Annotated in this window: 16 protein-coding genes; 13 read left to right on the top strand and 3 right to left on the bottom strand. The window is 72.3% G+C overall.

Going from position 1 to position 16,854, the window contains the following annotated elements; genetic code table 11:
* The first annotated feature begins 75 nt into the window (after positions 1–75).
* Both ACFULQ_RS10885 and ACFULQ_RS10880 read left to right on the top strand, forming a co-directional pair.
* Positions 76–582, top strand: a complete 507-nt coding sequence (locus ACFULQ_RS10885) for a sigma-70 family RNA polymerase sigma factor (RefSeq protein WP_383541153.1) — start codon at positions 76–78, stop codon at positions 580–582.
* Between the two features lie 45 nt (positions 583–627).
* Positions 628–1,125: a GNAT family N-acetyltransferase gene (locus ACFULQ_RS10880; protein WP_383541150.1), complete on the top strand. Its 498-nt coding sequence runs from the start codon at positions 628–630 to the stop codon at positions 1,123–1,125.
* A 67-nt stretch (positions 1,126–1,192) separates the two neighbouring features.
* Here the strand turns inward: ACFULQ_RS10880 and ACFULQ_RS10875 are convergent, their stop codons facing one another.
* Both ACFULQ_RS10875 and ACFULQ_RS10870 read right to left on the bottom strand, forming a co-directional pair.
* On the bottom strand, positions 1,193–1,624 hold the full coding sequence (locus tag ACFULQ_RS10875; protein ID WP_383541147.1) for a hypothetical protein: 432 nt from the start codon (positions 1,622–1,624) through the stop codon (positions 1,193–1,195).
* The gene (locus ACFULQ_RS10870) at positions 1,605–1,964 is read right to left on the bottom strand and encodes a hypothetical protein (protein ID WP_383541144.1); all 360 of its coding nucleotides are present in this window, start codon (positions 1,962–1,964) and stop codon (positions 1,605–1,607) included. Before ACFULQ_RS10870 ends, ACFULQ_RS10875 begins: the two co-directional genes overlap by 20 nt.
* A 69-nt stretch (positions 1,965–2,033) precedes the next feature.
* Here ACFULQ_RS10870 and ACFULQ_RS10865 point away from each other — a divergent pair, with 69 nt between their 5' ends.
* From ACFULQ_RS10865 to ACFULQ_RS10825, 9 genes are all read left to right on the top strand, one after another.
* Positions 2,034–2,684 (top strand): HAD family hydrolase, encoded by a 651-nt coding sequence (locus ACFULQ_RS10865; protein ID WP_383541141.1) that lies wholly within the window; start codon positions 2,034–2,036, stop codon positions 2,682–2,684.
* 321 nt (positions 2,685–3,005) lie between these two features.
* Positions 3,006–4,037 (top strand): methionine ABC transporter ATP-binding protein, encoded by a 1,032-nt coding sequence (locus ACFULQ_RS10860; protein WP_383541139.1) that lies wholly within the window; start codon positions 3,006–3,008, stop codon positions 4,035–4,037.
* Entirely contained in the window at positions 4,034–4,759 is a 726-nt protein-coding gene (locus ACFULQ_RS10855) for a methionine ABC transporter permease (protein ID WP_062241543.1), read from the top strand. Before ACFULQ_RS10860 ends, ACFULQ_RS10855 begins: the two co-directional genes overlap by 4 nt.
* Before the next feature lie 67 nt (positions 4,760–4,826).
* On the top strand, positions 4,827–5,657 hold the full coding sequence (locus ACFULQ_RS10850; protein WP_383541138.1) for a MetQ/NlpA family ABC transporter substrate-binding protein: 831 nt from the start codon (positions 4,827–4,829) through the stop codon (positions 5,655–5,657).
* Between the two features lie 156 nt (positions 5,658–5,813).
* Positions 5,814–6,452, top strand: coding sequence for a GNAT family N-acetyltransferase (locus tag ACFULQ_RS10845; RefSeq protein ID WP_383541135.1), 639 nt, complete (start codon positions 5,814–5,816; stop codon positions 6,450–6,452).
* A gap of 83 nt (positions 6,453–6,535) precedes the next feature.
* Complete coding sequence (gene cbiE / locus ACFULQ_RS10840; RefSeq protein WP_383541133.1) at positions 6,536–7,747, top strand: precorrin-6y C5,15-methyltransferase (decarboxylating) subunit CbiE; 1,212 nt, start codon at positions 6,536–6,538, stop codon at positions 7,745–7,747.
* Positions 7,748–8,113: 366 nt separating this feature from the next.
* A complete protein-coding gene (gene cobT, locus ACFULQ_RS10835) occupies positions 8,114–11,896 on the top strand; it encodes a nicotinate-nucleotide--dimethylbenzimidazole phosphoribosyltransferase (RefSeq protein ID WP_383541130.1) in 3,783 nt (1,260 codons plus the stop codon).
* Between the two features lie 250 nt (positions 11,897–12,146).
* Complete coding sequence (cobA, locus tag ACFULQ_RS10830; RefSeq protein WP_383541128.1) at positions 12,147–13,379, top strand: uroporphyrinogen-III C-methyltransferase; 1,233 nt, start codon at positions 12,147–12,149, stop codon at positions 13,377–13,379.
* A gap of 64 nt (positions 13,380–13,443) precedes the next feature.
* Positions 13,444–14,262, top strand: coding sequence for a TrmH family RNA methyltransferase (locus ACFULQ_RS10825; protein ID WP_383541127.1), 819 nt, complete (start codon positions 13,444–13,446; stop codon positions 14,260–14,262).
* A gap of 57 nt (positions 14,263–14,319) precedes the next feature.
* Here the strand turns inward: ACFULQ_RS10825 and ACFULQ_RS10820 are convergent, their stop codons facing one another.
* Positions 14,320–15,744 (bottom strand): protein kinase, encoded by a 1,425-nt coding sequence (locus tag ACFULQ_RS10820; protein ID WP_383541124.1) that lies wholly within the window; start codon positions 15,742–15,744, stop codon positions 14,320–14,322.
* A 196-nt stretch (positions 15,745–15,940) separates the two neighbouring features.
* On the opposite strand from ACFULQ_RS10820, the gene ACFULQ_RS10815 reads away from it, so the two are divergent.
* Positions 15,941–16,216, top strand: a complete 276-nt coding sequence (locus tag ACFULQ_RS10815) for a hypothetical protein (protein ID WP_381306609.1) — start codon at positions 15,941–15,943, stop codon at positions 16,214–16,216.
* Positions 16,217–16,412: 196 nt separating this feature from the next.
* Positions 16,413–16,595 carry a hypothetical protein gene (locus ACFULQ_RS10810; RefSeq protein ID WP_028809711.1) on the top strand — a complete coding sequence of 61 codons (183 nt, stop codon included), beginning with the start codon at positions 16,413–16,415 and terminating at the stop codon, positions 16,593–16,595.
* Positions 16,596–16,854 lie beyond the last annotated feature (259 nt).

Genomic DNA, 16,854 nt, shown 5'->3' with positions numbered 1-16,854 from the left:
GCCACCGGCCCCCGATGGGGGTGACTTACGGCCGCCCGGGCAACCCATGTCCCGGGCGGCCGTGTCGTACCGCATATGACGCACGAGTTGGTCACCACCCTGCGCCCGCTGCTCACCGCCGAGGCGTCCGCGGAGGCACATGCCACCGGTACCGAACCCGGCGACCTGGAGCAGGCGGTCTGGCTCCGCCTCCTGGAACACCTGAAGACCCAGGGGCCGCCGCTGGACCCGCCCGGCTGGCTCCGCCGGGCCGTCCGCTCCGAGTCCCGCCGCAGCCGTCGTACGACCCGCCTGGAACGGCCCTACGCCACCGAGCCCGCGGCCGACGACGCCCACACCCCCGAGCAGCTCACCTTGGCCGCGGCCCGCCGCAGGGCCGTCCATGACGCGGTCCGCCGGCTGCCCGGCCGCTGCCCCTCCCTCATGGCCGCCCTGCTCTCCCCGAAGGACCTCACGTACCGGGAGATCGCGGGGGAGTTGGGTATCTCACAGGGCAGTCTCGGTCCGGAACGTTCCAGATGCCTGGGATGTCTTCGCAGATTGCTCACACCGGAGGTTGCGGCACGCCGGGGGCGGGGATAGGAGTGGGGGACAACAGGCGATCAGGTGAGCGGGAGGCGTGCGCACATGGGCATGAGCGTGACCATCTCTGCGGCGGCCGAGCAGGACGCGGAGCAGATCTTCAGGCTGCAGTACCTGTGCTTCCAGAGTGAGGCGGCGCTGTACGGCAACTACCGCATCGATCCGCTCGTCCAGACCCTGGACTCGGTCCGCGCGGAGGTGGTCTCGGACTGCGTCTTCGTGGCCCGCCTGGGCGAGGAAGTGGTCGGCTCGGTCCGCGGCCGTGTCACCGAGGACGGCTCGGCCGCCATCGGCAAACTCTGCGTCCACCCCCGCCTCCAGGGCCACGGCATCGGCGCGAGGCTCCTGCGGGCGGCGGAAGCGGCCCTGGCGGACGAGCGCGGAGCCACGAGCTTCCGCCTCCACACCGGCCACCGCAGCGAGGGCAACCTCCGCCTCTACCGCAAGGTCGGCTACCAGACGGTCGGCACGTCGGAGGGCGAGGACGGAGTCCCGATGATCGTCCTGGAGAAGCCGGCGGGAACATACGCGGCGACGGCCTGATTACCCACCCAGGGGCGCGGGGAACTGCGCGACCAGCCACATGCGACCGGATGCCGCCCGACGAACCTCAGGCGGCATCCCCCGTGGGCGCACCCTTCCGCAACCAGTAAATGGCGGAAAGCGGCAGCAGCACGGGAATGAACAAATAACCCATCCCGAAGTCCGACCACACGGTGGCATCCGGAAACGCGGACGGTTCGATCAATGTCCACGTGCCGACGGTCAGTACACCCACCAGCTCCGCGATGCAGCACGCGAGCGCCACCTTGCGAGCCGTCTCTCCGCCCCGCACCAGCGTGTACGTGATGAACCCGTACACGACACCTGCCACCGCGGACAGCGAATACGCCAGCGGCGCCCGGTCGAACTCGGTGGAGATCTGGTACGCCGACCTCGACACCGCTCCGACGACCATCACGCCGTACAGCCACACGAGAAGCGTCCCCGGCCCGCTGGCCAAGCGCCGCCGCCGAGTCACCTCAGCCTCCCCAGATGTCATAGAGCCGCACCTCCAGAACGGCCAGCACCACCCCGCCGGCGGCAACCGTCACCGACCCCCACCGCGTCCGCTCCGCGAGCGACATGAACCCCGCCGCCGGCACACACGCGAACGCCCCCAGCAGATAGGCGACGAAGATCGTCGTGCCCTGCTCCGGCTTCTCGCCCCGCGCGAGCTGCACGATCCCGATCACCAGCTGCACCAGCGCCAGCACCGACACCACGGCCATCCCGATGAAGTGCCAGTCCTTGGTCGGCTGATCTCGGTACGCGGCCCAACCGCACCAGGCGGCCAGCAGCAGCGCGGCGACGCCGGTCACCAGCGTCAGGGCATCAAACATGCGGCGAGCCTATTACGGGCCAAAAGGCCTGATGCGGCCGCCCCCGCCCGGCACCGTAGGGTCGAGGCCATGAAGATCCATGCCGAAGCCCTCCTGTTCGACAACGACGGCACCCTCGTCTCCTCCCTCGAATCCGTCCACCGCTGCTGGACACGCTGGGCCGGGGAGTTCGGCATCACCCCCGAGGCCTTCGCCCGGGTCGAACTGCACGGGCGCCCGGCCGTCGAGATAGCCGCCGACCTGCTGCCGGCCGATGTCGTACCGCAAGCCCTCGCGCGGATCGAGCAGCTGGAGGTGGAGGACGTGCCCAACGGCGGAGTCCAGCTGCTCCCCGGGACCAGGGACCTCCTCGACGTCCTGCCCGCGCACCGCTGGGCCGTCGTCACCTCCGCCACCCGCCGGCTCGCCGAGGCCCGTCTCGAAGCCGTCGGCATCCTCCCCAAGACGCTGGTCGCGGCCGACGACGTCACCCGCGGCAAGCCCGACCCCGAGCCGTATCTGCTCGCCGCCAGGGAGCTCGGCGTGGACCCGGCCCGCTGTGTCGTCCTCGAGGACGCCCCCGCGGGCCTGCGCGCGGGCCGCGCCGCCGGGATGACCACCGTGGCGTTGACCACAACGCACGCGTCCCACGAGCTGGACGCCGATCTCGTGGTCGAGAACCTGTCGGCCCTGTCCGCGCTGGTCACTCCCGAGGGTGTGGAGATCGCCCAGCGCCACTGACCTGTCCGCCGCTGTCCAGGATATGGACAGCGGCACTTTGTCAGGACCGTACTTCTGCTTTACTGATCGCATGACCACGACGAGCTGCCGCACCCTTGCGACCGAGGCGACCCTGACGCCCGGTGCTCGTTGTATGTGTCGAATGCGCTCCTGTTAGAGGGCCCCCGCACCACCCCTGTGAGCCTCGCGCCCCGAAGCGAGCCGCCCCGGCACGTCCGTACGCCGTGACATCCCGTACGCGACCCAGGTGCCCGCGCACGACTTCCCTCCCGTACCAGGGCACACCCACGCCCTGCGCTACTCGACAGTGATGGAACCCCAGTGATCACGACATCAGGCCTCACGAAGGTCTACCGCTCGCGCGGCCGTGAGGTCACCGCCCTGGACGGCGTCGATCTCCATGTCCGCGAAGGCGAGGTGTACGGCGTCATCGGCCAGTCCGGCGCCGGCAAGTCCTCGCTCATCCGCTGCGTCAACCTGCTGGAGCGCCCCACCGCCGGCACCGTGACCGTCGACGGACGGGACCTCACCGCCCTCGCCGGCCGCGGACCGCGCGCGGGCAGGGAGCTGCGGCAGGCGCGCAGCCGTATCGGCATGGTCTTCCAGCACTTCAACCTGCTGTCCACCCGGACCGTCCAGGACAACGTCGAGCTGCCGCTCGAGATCCTCGGCAAGTCCGGCAAGGAGCGCTCCCGCAAGGCGCTGGAGCTGCTGGACCTCGTCGGGCTCGCCGACAAGGCCAAGGCCTACCCCGCCCAGCTCTCCGGCGGTCAGAAGCAGCGCGTCGGCATCGCCCGCGCCCTCGCCGGGGACCCCAAGGTGCTGCTGTCCGACGAGGCCACCAGCGCCCTCGACCCGGAGACCACCCGCTCCATCCTCCAGCTGCTGCGCGACCTGAACCGGCAGTTGGGGCTCACCGTGCTGCTCATCACCCACGAGATGGACGTCGTGAAGTCGATCTGCGACTCGGCCGCCCTGATGGAGCACGGGCGCATCGTCGAGTCGGGGACGGTGAGCGAACTGCTCGCCACGCCCGGGTCCGAACTCGCCTCCGCGCTCTTCCCCGTCGGCGGCGAGGCCACCGGCGAGGACCGGACCGTCCTCGACGTCACCTTCCAGGGCGAGGCGGCCACCCAGCCCGTCATCTCCCAGCTGTCCCGCACCTACAACATCGATATCTCGATCCTCGGCGCGGCCATCGACACCGTCGGCGGCCTCCAGGTCGGCCGGATGCGCATCGAACTGCCCGGCCGCTACGAGGACAACGTCGTGCCGGTCGGCTTCCTGCGCGAGCAGGGCCTCCAGATCGACGTCGTCGGTGAGCCCCAGCTGGTGAAGGAAGGTGCCAAGTGACCTGGTCCGAGATGCAGCCCCTGCTGGAGCAGGCGTGTTGGGACACCCTCTACATGGTGGGCTGGTCCACGGTCATCGCCGTCGTGGGCGGCCTTCCGCTCGGTGTGCTCCTGGTCCTCACCGACCGCGGCGGGCTCCTTCAGAACGTCGTCGCCAACAAGGTCATCGGGCAGGTGGTGAACGTCGCCCGCTCGATGCCGTTCATCATCCTGATGGTCGCGCTGATGGGCTTCACCCGCTCGATCACCGGCACGACCATCGGCCGCGAGGCCGCCATCGTGCCGCTCGCCATCGGAGCCATCCCGTTCTTCGCGCGCCTCGTCGAGACGGCTGTCCGCGAAGTGGACGGCGGGCTCGTGGAGGCCGTGCAGTCGATGGGCGGCAACACCTGGACCATCGTCCGCAAGGTCCTCGTCCCGGAGGCGCTGCCCTCGCTGATCGCCAGCACCACGACCACGATCGTGGCGTTGATCGGCTACTCCGCGATGGCCGGCACGGTCGGCGCCGGCGGCCTCGGCGACATCGCCATCCGCTACGGCTACCAGCGCTTCGAGACCCAGCTCATGTGGATCACGGTCGCGATCCTCGCCGTCGTCATCTCGCTCATCCAGTTCGCCGGCGACTACGCGGCCCGCTCGCTGCACCGCCGCGGCGGACGCTCCGGTCCGGCGCCGAAGCTGCGGCTGCTGAAGGCGGCCACGGCGGACACGAAGACCGTCTGAGCCACCCCCTGTTCTTCCCGTGCACCCCATCACGGGATCGCTGTACCCACAAGGAAAGGCACTTTTCGTGCGTAACACCGTAAAGTTCACCACTGCCGCCCTCGCCGCCGGAGCCCTCACCCTCGGGCTCAGCGCCTGCGGTTCGTCCGACTCGGACTCCGCCTCGGACACCAGCGGACCCCTGGTCGTCGCCGCCAGCCCCACCCCGCACGCCGAGATCCTGAACTACGTCAAGGAGAACCTGGCGAAGAAGGCGGGCCTCGACCTGGAGGTCAAGGAGTTCACGGACTACGTGACCCCCAACACGGCCACCGAGGACGGCTCGGTCGACGCCAACTACTTCCAGAACCAGCCGTACCTCGACGACTTCAACAAGAAGCGCGGCACCCACATCGCGCCCGTCGTCACGGTCCACCTGGAGCCGCTCGGCCTCTACTCCCACAAGGTCAAGAGCGCCGACGCCCTCAAGAGCGGTGCGACGATCGCCGTCCCCAACGACAGCGTGAACGAGGCGCGCGCCCTCAAGCTGCTCGCCGCCAACGGCCTGATCACCCTCAAGGACGGCGTGGGCAACGAGGCGACCCCCTCCGACATCACCAAGAACCCGAAGAACCTCAAGTTCAAGGAGCTGGAGGCGGCCCAGACCCCGCGCTCCCTCGACGACGTCGACGCCGCGGTCGTCAACGGCAACTACGCCATCGAGGCCGACCTCAAGCCCGCGAAGGACGCCCTCGTCCTGGAGTCCGCCGAGAACAACCCCTACGGCAACTTCCTCGCGGTGAAGGAAGGCAACGAGGACGACCCGCGCGTGAAGAAGCTCGCCAAGCTCCTCACCTCCCCCGAGGTCAAGAAGTTCATCGAGGACAAGTACGCCGGATCGGTCATCGCGTCCTTCTGAGCGCCGTAGGGCCACTGGCGCGTATACGACGTATCGCCACCCACGGGGTCCACTCGCTCACCATGTGTGGGCCCCGTGATGCGGTGCGGTGCTTTCATGCTGCATGCTGGGCAGTTCAGCAGGCCCTGAGGTTCTCCCACGGTTACGGAGTGGCGCATGACTGGCACCTTCCCCAACATCTCCATCAACACGGAGCGGTTGGTGCTGCGCCCCCTGGACGAGGACGACGTGCCCGCGCTGGCCGAGATGATGAACGACGAGCAGGTCGGGGCGTGGACCGACGTCCCCCAGCCCTACACCGAGGACCAGGCGCGCGGCTGGATCACCCGCTACGCGCCGGGCGAGCGGGAGGCCGGCCGCGGACTCGATCTCGCCGTCACCGAGTTCCTCACCCAGCGCCTGGTCGGCGTCGTCCAGCTCGCGAAGACCGACTGGCACGTCCGCTCCACCGAGCTGTCGTACATCATCGCCCCCTGGGCCCGCGGCGAGGGCTACGCCTCCGAGGCCGCGCTCGCCACCGCCCAGTGGCTGTTCACCGACCAGAAGTTCGAGCGGATCGAGCTGCGCACGGCGGCCGACAACACCGCCTCCCAGCAGGTCGCCCAGAAGATCGGCTGTATCAGCGAGGGTGTCCTGCGGGGCGCCTGCATAGCGCACGTCCGCGCCGAGGACGGCACCTGGAGCGACGTCCGCACCGACTTCATCGTGTGGAGCCTGCTGCCCGAGGACCTCGACGGCGCGGGCGAGCAGCTGGCCGACGCGGACGGCTTCACGCCCTACTCGGACTGGAACTGACCGAGTTCGGCGAAAACGCTTCACCGTCCGACCGGGTAACCTCCCGACGACCACCTGCGCACACTTCTGGAGACTGAGACACGATGGCCGACCGGGTCACGGTGATCGGCTGGGACGGCTCGCCGCTGACCGCCGCGGCACGCTCCGCCCTCGGCGCGGCCACCCTCGTGGCGGGCGCCGCCCACCACCTGGCACTCCCCGAGGTGCCGCCCACCGCCGAACGCATCCGCCTCGGCAGCGTCGCCCTCGCCGCCCGCCGCATCACCGGCCACCGCGGCACCGCGGTCGTGCTGGCCGACGGCGACCCCGGGTTCTTCGGCGTCGTACGGACCCTGCGCGCACCCGAGTTCGGCCTGGAGGTCGAGGTCGTCCCCGGGGTCTCCTCGGTCGCCGCCGCCTTCGCCCGCGCCGGGATGCCCTGGGACGACGCCCAGGTGGTCGTCGCACACCGCCGCACCCTGCGACGCGCGGTGAACGTGTGCCGGGCCCACACCAAGGTCGCCGTCCTCACCTCACCCGGCGCCGGCCCCGCCGAGCTCGGCCTGCTGATGGAGGGCGTCCACCGCACCTTCGTCATCTGCGAGGAACTCGGCACCGACCGCGAACAGGTCACCGTCGTCACCTCCGACAAGGCCGCCGACCACACCTGGCGCGACCCCAACCTCGTCATCGTCATCGGCGGCACCGCGGCCACCACGGAGAGCGGCGGCTGGATCGCCGGCCGCGACCCGGCCGCCGCACCGCGCGGCTGGACGCTGCCCGCCGAGGCCTACGGCGGCCTCATGGGCGAAGGCGAACTGGAACCGCTGCGCGCGGCCCAACTCACCCGCCTCGGACCGCGCGTCGGCGACCTGGTGTGGGACATCGGCTGCGGCAGCGGCGCCTTCGCCACCGAGGCCGCCCGGGCCGGGGCCGCCGTCATCGCCGTGGACCGCGACCTGAGGGCCTGTGAGCGCACCGAGGCCAACGCGCGCGCCTTCGGACTCCAGGTGCAGATCGTGGCCGGCACCGCCCCGCACGTCCTGGAGAACCTCCCCGAACCGGACGTCGTCCGGGTCGGCGGCGGGGGAGTGGCCGTGGTCTCCGCGGTCGCCGACCGCCGCCCGCAGCGCATCGTCGCCCACGCGGCCACCCGCGACGAGGCCGAACTCGTCGGCCGGGACCTCACCGAGCACGGCTACCGCGTCGAGTGCGCCCTCCTCCAGTCCGTCGAACTCGACACCCGGGCCTGGACGGAGACGGAACGGAGCGTCGCGTTCCTGCTCAGCGCGGTTCTTCCGGACCGTACGGTCTGACCCGGTTCGCCGTCCCCGTGATCCTGTTGTCGTACTGCGCGCGGTAGGCTGGCCGACCGTTGTACCGCACCGCGTGGCCCGGCATTCGTTCGTCAATGTCCGGAAAGCGCGCCCGTTTTGGGGTGGGTGTGGTACGCCACAACCGGAGGACGCGCAACGTGGCGCAGTCCACAGCGGGTCGTCGCGGATCAAGCTGTCGCGACGGGGGAACGGCCGCGACAATGCCAGTTAATGGCTTTGTCGTCTTTCTCGGCGGGCCGTTCGTGCCGCTGGGCACGCACGCTCGTTCTTCACTGCGGGGGCGGTCGGTGCGCCGTCCCCGGTGAGCTGGTCGTAGAAGCACTAACCGATGGGCGAGGGGTACGCATGACCGACACCGGCCAGGTTCCGGGCGAGGGACTGCCGGAGAACGCAGGCATGGTGGAACAGCCGGGCGTCCCGGGTGCGTACACCTACCTCTCCGAGACCGCCGCCGAGGACGAAGACCTGTTGCTGCTGCCGGGCGCCCAGAGCCCCTGGGGCAACGAGGTCGCTCCGCCCGCGCCCGAGCCGGTCGTCGAGACCGTCCACGAACCGGGACCGCACGAGATGGCCGGCCGCGACAGCGGGGCGCACGATCTGAGCGCCGTCCGCACTCCGCCGCAGGCTCCCTCGGTGCCGATCCCGCCCATCACCCCCCGTCGGCCGCTGCACCTCGGCCCGCCGATCCCCGACGCCTCCGCGAGCCCGGTCCGCTCCCTGGCCGACCGCGGCCCCGCAGGCGCGCCGGTACGGCAGCCGGTCGCGGCCGGTCCCGAGTACTTCGAGGCCCCGCAGCCGCAGGGCGCGGTGCCGTGGGGCGCACCGGCCGCCGTCCAGACGCCGGTGAGCACGGCGGCCCCGGCTGCCGAAACGGTTGTTCCAGCTCCGGCTCCCGCCCCGGCCCCGGCTCCCGAGCCGGTCGGTGCGGCGCAGGCGGCGGTGGCTCGGCTGGCGTCCGAGGCGGGCGCGGTCGGGTACGCACCGCAGGAGCCGGCTCCCGCGGTCGCCGTCCCGGAGGCCATGCACGAGGAGGCCCCGGAAGGGTCGCCGGTCACGGAGCCGGGCGCGGCGGCCGAACTCGGGTCGGACGGGACGCAGACCGTGAGCGCCGACGCGGCTCCGGTCCTGGGCGAGGACGGGGGCCATGGGGGCCCCGGTGCCGACCCGGTGGCGACTGATGGATTCCTGCCCGACCAGACGCAGGGTCCGGCTGCCGAGGGGGTGACGGAACTCGCCGAAGCGGAGGGCGCCGCCGGCGCCGAGCCGGTGGTCGAGGGCGTGCAGGTCGACGAGGTCGCCGAGCCCGCGCCCCAGTCCGTCGCGCCGGACGAGGAGACCGCCGAGGCCGAGCCGGCCACGGATGGACCGGAAGCGGCGACCGAAGCCGCCCCGCAGGCTGTCGTGCCGGAGGCTGACGCCCTGCCAGAGGCTGTCGCCGTGCCGGAAGCGGAAGTCCCTGCGGAGACCGACGCTGCCCGGGAGGACATTGCCGCTCCGGAGGCCGCCGCCGCTGCGGAACTCCCCGCCGCACCGGACACCGTCGCGCCGGAAGCCCCCGTTGTCGAGGAGCCGGTGGTTCCGGAAGCGGACGCTTTCCAGCAGGAGGTCACGGCTCCGGAACCCGTGGCACTCGTCGAGGAAGCCGCCACGGCGCCGGAAACAGCCGCTCCGGAAGCCGCACTTCCCGTCGAGGACCCGGCCCCCGCGACCGCCCCGGACGCCTCCGAGGCCGTAACCCTCCCGGAGCCCGCCGAGCCCGAGCCCGCCGCGCAGGCGACGCACCCCGCCACCCCCGCCCCTGTCGTCGAGGCGCCCGAGCCCACCACCGCCCCCGAACCGTCCCTCACCGAGGCGACCCCGGAGCAGTTCCCGGAGCCCGCCCAGGCAGGTCAGCCCGTCGAGGCCCCGCAGGCCCCCCACCTCGACCAGCCCGCCCCGCAGGGCCCCGTCCTCGACCCGTCCACCGCCCCCGTCCAGGACGCACCGGAGGCGATCGCGGCCGAGGCCGACGTACAGCCGATCGACCCGGTGCCCCCGGCCCCCGCCGAGGAAGTCGCCGACGCGCAGCCCCAGTTCGCGGTGCCCGGTGCCGCCGAGGCCCCCGGAGTGCTGCCCAGCGCGGTGCCCATGGAGCCCCGACCGGGCCAGCCGCTCGGGGAGTTCGTGCCGGTGGACGGTTCGGTGCCCACCACCCCGCACCTCGCGCCGACCCCGCCCCACCCCCTGTCGCTCCCCGAGGAGCAGCCGGTGGTCCCGGGCCCGCGGGAGGCGGACGGCGACACCGAACTCGTACAGCAGGCGGACGACCTGGACACCAGGGCGGCCGACCAGGAAGACCAGCAGGCACCGGAAGAAGTGAGCACGGCCCCCGTGGCAGAAGCACGACAGTCCACGGGCCCCGCCGCGCCCGCCTACGACGACGCCGAGCGCGAGGCCGTGCTCAAGGTCATGCGGGAGCGCCGGGACATCCGCAACGGCTTCCGCAGCGACCCGATCCCGCACGAGGTGCTGCTCCGCGTCCTGGAGGCCGCCCACACCGCGCCCTCCGTGGGCCACTCGCAGCCCTGGGACTTCGTGGTCATCCGCTCCGCCGAGACGCGCGGCGCGATGCACGAACTGGCCCAGCGCCAGCGCGACGCGTACGCCAAGTCGCTGCCCAAGGGCCGGGCCAAGCAGTTCAAGGAACTGAAGATCGAGGCCATCCTCGACACCCCGGTGAACATCGTCGTCACCGCCGACCCCACCCGCGGCGGCCGCCACACCCTCGGCCGGCACACCCAGCCGCAGATGGCCCCGTACTCCGCCGCCCTCGCCGTCGAGAACCTCTGGCTCGCCGCCCGCGCCGAGGGCCTCGGCGTCGGCTGGGTCAGCTTCTTCGACGAGCGCGAGATGGTCCGCGCGCTCGGCCTGCCCGAGCACCTCGAAGTCATCGCCTACCTGTGCGTGGGTTACGTCGACGAGTTCCCTGACGAGCCCGAGCTGATGCAGGCCGGCTGGTCCAAGCGCCGCCCGCTGTCCTGGGTGGTGCACGAGGAGACGTACGGCCGCCGCGCCCTGCCCGGCGAGGAGCCGCACGACCTGCTCGGCGAGACCGTCGCCCAGATCCGCCCGCTGGACGCCAAGGCGCTCGGCGAGGCCTGGGAGCGGCAGAAGCGGATGACCAAGCCGGCCGGCGCGCTCGGCATGCTGGAGATCATCTCCGCCCAGCTGTCCGGGCTTTCGCGCCAGTGCCCGCCGCCGATCCCGGAGCCCGCGGCCGTCGCGATCTTCGCCGGCGACCACGGTGTGCACGCCCAGGGCGTCACCCCCTGGCCGCAGGAGGTGACGGCCCAGATGGTCGCCAACTTCCTCGGCGGCGGCGCGGTCTGCAACGCCTTCGCCGGCCAGGTGGGCGCCGAGGTGTGCGTGGTCGACGTCGGCGTGGCGTCCGAACTCCCCGCCACCCCCGGCCTGTTGCCCCGCAAGATCCGGGCCGGCACGTCCGACATGACCACCGGCCCCGCGATGACCCGCGAGGAGGCCAAGCAGGCCATCGAGGTGGGCATCGAGACCGCCCGCGACCTGGTCGCGGCCGGCAACAAGGCCCTGCTCACGGGCGAGATGGGCATCGCGAACACCACCGCGTCCGCCGCCCTGATCTCCGTCTTCACGGGCACCGACCCCGCCGAGGTCACCGGCCGCGGCACCGGTATCAACGACGAGACCCTGGCCCGCAAGACCGAGGTCGTCCGGCGCGCGATCGAGCTCCACCAGCCGGACCCCGCCGACCCGATCGGCGTGCTCGCGGCGATCGGCGGCTTCGAACACGCGGCGATGGTCGGCCTGTTGCTGGGCGGTGCCTCGCTGCGCACCCCGGTCATCCTCGACGGCGTCAGCGCCGGAGCCGCCGCCCTGGTGGCCCGCGCGATCGCCCCGGAGGTCCTCGCGGCCTGCATCGCGGGCCACCGCAGCGCGGAACCCGGCCATGTCGCCGCCCTGAACAAGCTCGGCCTGCGCCCCCTGGTCGACCTCGACCTCCGCCTGGGCGAGGGCACGGGCGCCCTGCTGGCCCTCCCGCTGGTCCAGAGCACGGCGAGGGCGATGCACGAGGTGGCGACCTTCGATTCCGCAGGGGTGACCGAGAAGTAGGACTTCTGGGGGGACTCGGGGGCGTTCTGTCTCCGGGTCCCCTTCGCACGTGGGCATTCCGCGTCCTTTTCCTCGCGCTCGTGGGTCCGTGGGCAGTCGTCCGGCAGGGCGGGACGGGTGGGCACGGACCCACGCACCCGCCCCCGGCCCCGAAGCCCAGCCACCGGACACCCGAGCCGTCCTCCCCGCCCGCCCCGTAAAATCCGCACGTCAGGGCCACTGCACCGCCGTACCAGAGGAGCCGCCCCTCATGGCCGAGAACCCCGCCTACCCCGTAGGCCTCCGCCTCACCGGCCGCAAAGTCGTCGTCCTCGGCGGCGGCCAGGTGGCCCAGCGCCGCCTCCCGGCCCTGATCGCGGCGGGCGCGGACGTCCTCCTCGTGTCCCCTGCCGCGACCCCCTCCGTGGAGGCGATGGCGGACGCGGGCGAGATCACCTGGGAGAGGCGGCCGTACCGGGAAGGCGACCTCGAAGACGCCTGGTACTCCCTCATCGCCACCAGCGACCCCGAGGCCAACACCCGCGCCTCCGCCGAAGCGGAGCGGCACCGCGTCTGGTGCGTCCGCTCCGACGACGCCGACCAGGCCACCGCCTGGACCCCGGCCACCGGCCACAGCGAGGGCGTCACGGTCGCCGTCCTGACCACCAACGCCAAGGGCCGCGACCCCCGCCACACCGCCGCCGTCCGGGACGCGGTCGTCGAGGGCCTGCGCGACGGCACCCTCGTCGCCCCCCACTACCGCACCCGCACCCCCGGCGTCGCCCTGGTCGGCGGCGGCCCCGGCGACCCCGACCTGATCACGGTCCGCGGCCGGCGCCTGCTCGCCGAGGCCGACGTCGTCATCGCCGACCGCCTCGGCCCCCGCGACCTCCTCGCCGAGCTCCCGGCGCATGTCGAGGTGATCGACGCGGCGAAGATCCCCTACGGCCGTTTCATGGCCCAGGAGGCCATCAACAACGCCCTGATCGAGCACGCCAAGCAGGGCAAGTCGGTCGTACGGCTGAAGGGCGGCGACCCCTACGTCTTCGGCCGTGGCATGGAGGAGCTGCACGCCCTCGCCGAGGCCGGCATCCCCTGCACCGTCGTCCCCGGCATCTCCAGCTCGATCTCGGTCCCGGGCGCGGCCGGCATCCCGGTCACCCATCGCGGGGTCGCCCACGAGTTCACCGTCGTCAGCGGCCATGTCGCCCCCGACGACGAGCGCTCCCTGGTCGACTGGCCCGCGCTCGCCCGGCTCACCGGCACGCTGGTCATCCTCATGGGCGTCGACAAGATCGGCCGTATCGCCGAGACCCTGGTGGCCCACGGCAAGTCGCCGGACACCCCGGTCGCCCTGGTCCAGGAGGGGACGACGGCCGCTCAGCGCCGGGTCGACGCCACCCTGGCGACGGTCGGCGAGGTGGTCGTCGCCGAGGACGTGAAGCCCCCGGCCGTCATCGTCGTCGGCGAGGTCGTCGCCGTAGGACTCCAGCCGTCGGCGTAACCCGGGGTAACACAACTCGTTCCCAGCCGTTGGCACCGCTTCCAGGACAAGGCAGTATCACCCTGTGGCCGATCTCATCACCGTCGAGGACCCCGACGACCCGCGCCTGCACGACTACACGGGCCTGACCGACGTCGAACTGCGCCGCAAACGCGAACCCGCCGAGGGCCTGTTCATCGCCGAGGGCGAGAAGGTCATCCGCCGGGCCAAGGACGCGGGCTACGAGATGCGCTCCATGCTGCTGTCCGCCAAGTGGGTCGACGTCATGCGGGACGTCATCGACGAACTGCCCGCCCCCGTCTACGCCGTGAGCCCCGAGCTCGCCGAACAGGTCACCGGTTACCACGTGCACCGCGGCGCGCTCGCCTCCATGCAGCGCAAACCGCTGCCCACGGCGGCCGAGTTGCTCCAGAGCGCCCGTCGCGTGGTGGTCATGGAGTCCGTCAACGACCACACCAACATCGGCGCGATCTTCCGCTCGGCGGCAGCCCTCGGCATGGACGCGGTCCTGCTCTCGCCGGACTGCGCCGACCCCCTGTACCGCCGTAGCGTCAAGGTCTCCATGGGCGCGGTCTTCTCCGTCCCCTACGCCCGTCTCGACACCTGGCCCAAGGGCCTGGACTCGGTCCGCGAGGCCGGCTTCACCCTCCTCGCCCTCACCCCGGACGCCAAGGCGAAGACCCTCGACGAGGCCGCCCCGCACAAGATGGACCGGGTCGCCCTGATGCTCGGCGCCGAGGGCGACGGCCTCACCACCCAGGCCCTGGTCGCCGCCGACGAATGGGTCCGCATCCCGATGGCCCACGGCGTCGACTCCCTGAACGTGGGCGCGGCGGCCGCGGTCGCGTTCTACGCGGTGGCCACGGGACGGCCGCAGGCCTGAGCCCGGGCGACCCCGGCCGACGGTGCGCCGCCAGCCCGGGCCGGCCGCGCGCCGCGGTCAGTCCGTCGCGCCGCCGGCCGGCTGCTGCGGATCCGACGTCGTCCGCAGGGGCGGCGCGTGCACCTGCCCCTGCCGCTGTTCCCTTACGACGCCGCTGTCGCCGCCGAGACCACGGGAGGGCCCCTCACAGCCCTGGGCCGCCGCGATGCCGAGCGCCACGAACAGCGTGACGACGACGAACACGAACAACCGCTGACGGAGCAGGCGCGGGTTGGCGGGCCTGCGTCCGGTACCGGTGTTCCGCGGTGCGGGGCGCCCGGTGCCGCTGCGGGGCGCGGGGCGGCTGCCGCTGCCGGAGCGGGTGGTGTTCCGCCCAGCCGGAGTGGGCCGGGCGCTGCCGGAGCGGGGGGCGGGGGCGCCGGTGCCGCGCACGGGACCGTTGCCGCCGCGGGACGGGACGCCACCGCGCGGCGGAGCGCCGTTGCGCGCCGGGCCGGAACCACGTGACGGGCTGTCCCCGCGGCTGCCCTGCGTGCCCGGCTGCCCCTGCGGGCGGCGCTGCGCGGGCCGGTCGGGGTAGGTGTCGGCGAGCCGTCCGGTGGGCCGGTCCGCCTCGGCGGCGCGCGGTGCGGGCGGGCGCAGGTCGGGCAGACCCTGGGCCTCGCGGGCCGCGATCTCCTTGAGCCGCAGCGACAGTTGGAGGGTGCTCGGCCGCTCCTCGGGGTCCTTCGCCAGACAGGCGCGGACGAGCGGGGCCAGCGCGTCGGGCACGCCGTGCAGCTGTGCCTCCTCGTGCACCACGCGGTACAGCATCACCTCGGAACTGCCGTGGCCGAAGGGCGAGTCACCCATCGAGGCGTACGCCAGGGTCGCGCCGAGCGAGAACACGTCCGTGGCCGGCGTCACCGCGGCCCCGCGCACCTGCTCCGGCGCGAGGAAGCCGGGGGAGCCCACGGCGGTGCCGACGTGGGTCAGGGTGGAGGCCCCGGTCGCCCAGGCGATGCCGAAGTCGATGATCCGGGGGCCCTTGGGGGAGAGGAGGATGTTCGACGGCTTGAGGTCGCGGTGCACCACCCCCGCCTCGTGCACGGCGACGAGCCCCTCCGAGAGAGCGGCCCCGATGGAGGCGACCTCGGCCGCGCCGAGGGAACCCTCGTCGGCGACCTTGTCGTGCAGGGAGGGCCCGGGCACGTACTGGGTGGCGAACCACGGACGGTCCGCTTCCAGATCGGCCGCGACGAGCCGGGCGGTGCAGCCGCCCCGGATCCGCCGGGCCGCGGAGACCTCGCGTGCGAACCGTGACCGGAACTCCTGGTCCTCGGCGAGATCGGGCCGGATGACCTTCAGCGCGACCCGCTGCCCCTTGCGGTCGGAGCCCAGGTAGACGACCCCCATACCCCCCGCGCCGAGCCGTCTGTGAAGCCTGAACGAGCCGACGACGCGCGGGTCCTCGCGCCTCAGGCGCATCATCGCCATGTTCATCCCCGCTGCCCGGTCCGTGTGACGAGCGACAGCTTACGTATTGACGGGCCGTCGCGCGCAGAGGCCGCGCCCTCTCGTCCCGATGGATTGTCAGTGCCGGGTGGGAGAATTGAGAGGTGGTCAGGGAGCCGGAGGGCGGGCGGACTTCGGTTCGGATGTGATCCCAACCACCCGTCCCAGAAGGGGGATTGAACCCGTGAAGGGTGATCGCGTGGAGATAGTCGTGGACGCCGGTGACACGACGCGCACATATGAGGTGGTGGCGAGCAGGGCGGGCCGCCGGGTGGAGACGGCGGTACGCCGAGGCGTGGTGGAAGTGAGCGAAGTCACGCGGAACGGCTCGGTGGTGCGGACGGCCCGTTTCATGGCGACGCGCGTGCTGGCGCTGGTCGAGCAGCCGGTGCCGCGTGAGGACAGCTCGGAGAAAGCGGCACAGACCGGGCGACCCCTCCGGGAAGACCCGGAGACCTAGGCCCTCGTCTCCACCCACGGGAGTACGTCACCGGTGGTGGCTCATCCTCGGGGAGGCCCGGCAATCGGTACGAGGGCATGACGTGCGAGAGGGCCGTGACGCCTAGATTTGAGGTCAAGCGGCGGGTGCAGCACTCGTCCCCCGAGGTCAGACACCCGCCGCTGCCAACGACAACAGAACGGTCAGGAGAGGGACCATGGCTCTTACGGCACCGCGGACACTGTCCCGCACACGTCAGCCCCGCCGTACGGGCCGCCGTCACCCGCTGGTGGCGACGCTGATGGCCCTTCCCCTGGCGGTCCTGCTCCTCGTCGTCTTCGACGGCTGGGAGACAGTGGCCACACAGGCGTCGTCCGTGGGAGTGATGCTGGGGCGCTGAGCGGCGACCCCAGGCCCGGAAGAGCGGTCCGGGCGGGGACATCCACCCATGAAACCCCGTGGGGACGGGGGTGCGGCGGACGGCAAAATGCCGGCGCAGCTGGGGAGCTGCGCCGGCATTGCTTTGCCCTCCGGGGGTTGAGCCGTTTGCCGTGCGGCGTGGGTGGGGGCGGGCGTTTTTTCGCAGTTCCCCGCGCCCCTGGAGGCCTGCGGCGGCCCGCTCGTCTTCGGTGGGGGCTTGTGTAGCGCGTGCGGTTCGG

It is taken from the genome of Streptomyces sp. NPDC057253 (assembly GCF_042669125.1).
Taxonomy (GTDB): domain Bacteria; phylum Actinomycetota; class Actinomycetes; order Streptomycetales; family Streptomycetaceae; genus Streptomyces.
This window is presented reverse-complemented; position numbering and strand designations above follow the sequence as displayed.

Coding starts and splice junctions, on each gene's coding strand:
- ACFULQ_RS10885 (WP_383541153.1), top strand. CDS start 76: ATGACGCACGAGTTGGTCACCACCCTGCGCCCGCTGCTCACCGCCGAG.
- ACFULQ_RS10880 (WP_383541150.1), top strand. CDS start 628: ATGGGCATGAGCGTGACCATCTCTGCGGCGGCCGAGCAGGACGCGGAG.
- ACFULQ_RS10875 (WP_383541147.1), bottom strand. CDS start 1,624: ATGACATCTGGGGAGGCTGAGGTGACTCGGCGGCGGCGCTTGGCCAGC.
- ACFULQ_RS10870 (WP_383541144.1), bottom strand. CDS start 1,964: ATGTTTGATGCCCTGACGCTGGTGACCGGCGTCGCCGCGCTGCTGCTG.
- ACFULQ_RS10865 (WP_383541141.1), top strand. CDS start 2,034: ATGAAGATCCATGCCGAAGCCCTCCTGTTCGACAACGACGGCACCCTC.
- ACFULQ_RS10845 (WP_383541135.1), top strand. CDS start 5,814: ATGACTGGCACCTTCCCCAACATCTCCATCAACACGGAGCGGTTGGTG.
- cbiE (WP_383541133.1), top strand. CDS start 6,536: ATGGCCGACCGGGTCACGGTGATCGGCTGGGACGGCTCGCCGCTGACC.
- cobT (WP_383541130.1), top strand. CDS start 8,114: ATGACCGACACCGGCCAGGTTCCGGGCGAGGGACTGCCGGAGAACGCA.
- cobA (WP_383541128.1), top strand. CDS start 12,147: ATGGCCGAGAACCCCGCCTACCCCGTAGGCCTCCGCCTCACCGGCCGC.
- ACFULQ_RS10820 (WP_383541124.1), bottom strand. CDS start 15,744: ATGAACATGGCGATGATGCGCCTGAGGCGCGAGGACCCGCGCGTCGTC.
- ACFULQ_RS10810 (WP_028809711.1), top strand. CDS start 16,413: ATGGCTCTTACGGCACCGCGGACACTGTCCCGCACACGTCAGCCCCGC.